The 3335-nt window shown below is 75.6% G+C and carries 3 protein-coding genes; all 3 read right to left on the bottom strand.

Annotated features, from left to right (window positions below; translation table 11 throughout):
- Positions 1–170 precede the first annotated feature (170 nt).
- Positions 171–866: a response regulator gene (locus AOK16_RS20690; protein WP_055473690.1), complete on the bottom strand. Its 696-nt coding sequence runs from the start codon at positions 864–866 to the stop codon at positions 171–173.
- Positions 863–2554, bottom strand: a complete 1692-nt coding sequence (locus AOK16_RS20685; RefSeq protein ID WP_055473689.1) for a sensor histidine kinase — start codon at positions 2552–2554, stop codon at positions 863–865. Before AOK16_RS20685 ends, AOK16_RS20690 begins: the two co-directional genes overlap by 4 nt.
- A 76-nt stretch (positions 2555–2630) precedes the next feature.
- A partial coding sequence (locus AOK16_RS20680; protein WP_055473688.1) for a sucrase ferredoxin occupies positions 2631–3335 on the bottom strand: 705 nt, incomplete at its 5' end.

The raw sequence follows: 3335 nt of genomic DNA, 5'->3' as shown, positions 1-3335 counted from the left end.
TCGCCGCCGCGGCGGCGAGTGCTGTCGGCGACCTCCGGCGGAACACTGCGGGGCGTCCGGTCGAGCCTCAAGAAGCACGAGGGGAAAGCGCGTTGAGCAACCCCGGGAGTTGTTGAGGACATTCCGGGAACAGGCCGAGGTGGCCGAGGGCACGTCAGCCACCGTGGCCTTCAGGAGCGCATCCACAGATAGCGGTGCTCCGGGCGGCCCGTCTCGCCGTACTTCAGGCTCATCCGCACCCGCCCGGCCCGCTCCAGCAGCTTCAGATAGCGCTGCGCCGTCTGCCGGCTGAGCCCCGCCCGCTCGGCGACCTCCTGCGCCGACAGCGCGGACTCCGCGCCGCGCAGCACCTGCCGTACGAGGTCGGCCGTGAGCGCGGAGTGGCCCTTGGGCAGCCCGGCGGGGCCCGCCGAGGCGGTGCCGAGAGCGCCGAAGATCCGGTCCACCTGCTCCTGCCCTGCCTCGCCGCCCTCGGCCAGACCGCTGTCGGCGAGGGTCCGGCGCAGCGCGGCGTAGCCGTCGAGCTTGGCGCGCAGCCCGGCGAAGGTGAACGGCTTCACCAGGTACTGCAGTGCGCCGTGGCGCATCGCGGCCTGGACGGTCGCGAGGTCCCGGGCCGCCGTCACCATGATCACGTCGGTGTGGTGGCCGAGTTGGCGCAGCCGGCTGACGAGCGCCAGGCCCGTCTCGTCGGGCAGGTAGTGGTCCAGCAGGACCAGGTCGACGGGGGTGCGCTCCAGGAATGCGAGCGCCTCGCCCGCGGAGTGGACCGTACCGGCCACGTGGAAGCCGGGGATCCTCGCCACGTAGGCCGCGTTGATCTCCGCGACCCGGATGTCGTCGTCCACGACGAGCACGGCGGTCATCGCGCTTCTCCCGCGGCCGCTTCTTCCACGTCAGCTTCTCTCGCGATCGCTTCTTCCACGGTCGCTCCCCGGGCTTCCCCGGGCGCCGCCAGGTCCGCCGTCAGCGCCTCCGGCAGGACGACCGTGAACTCGGCGCCGCCGCCCGGCCCTTCGCCGACCCGCGCGCTGCCGCCCTGCCGCTCGGCCAGCCGCCGTACGAGGGCCAGCCCGAGGCCGCGCCGGCCGTGTGCGGGCAGCTCCTTGGTGGACCAGCCCTCGGTGAAGACCAGTTCGCGCCGCTCGGGCGGGATGCCGGGGCCCGAGTCGGCGACCCGCAGCACCGCCGTACGGCCCTCCGCCCGCAGCGTGATCTCCACGCTCGCGTCCGGGGTGCCGGAGGCGGCGTCGAGCGCGTTGTCGACGAGGTTGCCGACGACCGTCACCAGGCCGCGCGGGTCGACCACCCGGTCCGGCAGCCCGGTGTCGGCGGACAGTCGCAGCGAGACGCCGCGCTCGGCCGCGACCGTCGCCTTGCCCACCAGCAGGGCGGCCAGCAGCGGGTCGCGCACCCGCTCGGTGACCTGCTCGGCCGTCGCCCGGTGGACCCCCACGACCTCGGTCACGAACTCCACCGCCTCCTCGTACAGGCCGAGTTCGAGCAGCCCGAGGAGGGTGTGCATGCGGTTGGCGTGCTCGTGGTCCTGGGCGCGGAGGGCGTCGATCAGGCCGCGCGTGCCGTCCAGCTCGCGGCCCAGCCGCTCCAGTTCGGTGCGGTCGCGCAGGGTCGCCACGGCGCCGCCGTCGTCGGTCGGCGTCCGGTTGGCGACCAGGACGCGGTGGCCGCTGACGGTCAGCAGATCGTCGCCGGTGACCCGGCCCGCCAGCACATCCGTCGTACGGCCAGGGGCCAGCACCTCGTCCAGCGGCCGCCCGGTGGCCTCGGGCCCCAGGCCGAGGAGCCGCTGCGCCTCGTCGTTCATCAGCCGGATCCTGCCGCGCGCGTCGAGCGCGACCACGCCCTCGCGGATGCCGTGCAGCATCGCCTCGCGCTCGGCCAGCAGCGCCGAGATATCGGAGAACGCCAGGTCGTGGGTGCGCCGCTGGAGCCTGCGGGACACCGCGTATGCCGCGAGCGCGCCCACGGCGAGCGCCCCGCCCGCGTACGCCAGGAGGCCGGGCACCGCGGAGACCAGCCGGTCGCGGACGCTCTCGTACGCGATGCCGACGGACACCGCGCCGACGATCTCGCCGCCGGGGGAGCGCAGCGGCACCTTGCCGCGGGCGGAGCGGCCGAGGGTGCCGTCGTCGATCTGCATGACCTCGTGGCCCGCGAGCGCCTCGCTCGGGTCGGTCGAGACGTGCCGCCCGATCTCGCCGGGCGAGGTGTGCGACCAGCGGACCCCGTCCCGGTCCATGACCACGACGTACTCGGCGCCGGTCGACTTCCGGACGCGCTCTGCCTCGGCTTGGACCGGGCCGGCGGGGGAGGGGCCTCCGGACCCCGCGGGCCCGCGGAGCTCCTCGGCCAGGCCCGGGCGGGCGGCCGTGGTCTGCGCGATGGCGAGGGCCCGGCGCATCGCCTGGTCGTCGAACTGGTCGCTGAGCGGGGCGAGGAAGAGGCCGGTGGCCAGCGCGGTCACGCCGGTGGCGATGGCGAGCTGCATGAGCAGGACCTGCGAGAAGACGCGGCGGGGCCAGGGGAAGCGCATGCGGTGGTCTCCTCCGTCCGGCCCTCGCGGGGTCGCGCGGCCGCTCCCAGGAAGGGTACGGGGGTGGGGACGGCCCCTAACGGGCCCGGGATTCGCCTTGTCGCGCCCGGGACGCGCCCGCGGGGCGGATCGCCAGGACGCCCATGCGCGCCGGGGTGCCGGGCTCGGCGCCGCAGCTCTCCGGGCGCGGGGGTTCCGAGGCGGTCTGGGCCACGTCGACCTGCCAGGTACGGCCGTCGGCGTGGGCGAGGGTCACGGTCCAGAGCGCGCCATGGGTCTCCATGGCCGTGACGTCCAGCGCGTCCGCGCCCTCCTCGCCGGTCAGTTCGCGGACTGCGAGGTCGGCCGCCTGGGCCGGGCGCGGCCAGCACGAGCGGCCGCGCGAGCCCTCCGCGACGACCCGGCCCTCGCGGGCCGCCGCCAGGACGTCCTTGACGGCGTGAGCCTCGGCGCGGCCGTACGCGTAGCCGTACGGGAGGACGAGGAGGGTGGGGGCGAAGCGGTGGCCGCCGATGTGGGTGGTCTCCCAGACGGCACTGCCGTCGAGCCGCGCCAGCTCGGCCGCGAGCGGGCGGCCGAGCAGGGCGCAGCAGCGGTCGCGCTTGGCGTTGGTGCAGACGAAGGCGAGCGGGGCGCCCTCGTACGGCTCCCACAGCCCGCCGTGCTCGCCCGCGCCGAGGGCGGCGAAGTCGAGCGCCAACAGGCTTTCGGGGGTGGCGAGTTCGGCCGTGCGGATCCAGGAGCGGCCGGGGAGGGTGTGGGCCAGGTAGACCCGCCGGAG

Origin of the sequence: Streptomyces pathocidini, from assembly GCF_001418495.1 — a bacterium.
In the GTDB taxonomy this organism is placed as follows: Bacteria; Actinomycetota; Actinomycetes; order Streptomycetales; family Streptomycetaceae; genus Streptomyces; species Streptomyces pathocidini.
The sequence above is the reverse complement of the archived record's forward strand: the minus strand, read 5'-3'. Positions and strand labels throughout refer to the sequence as shown.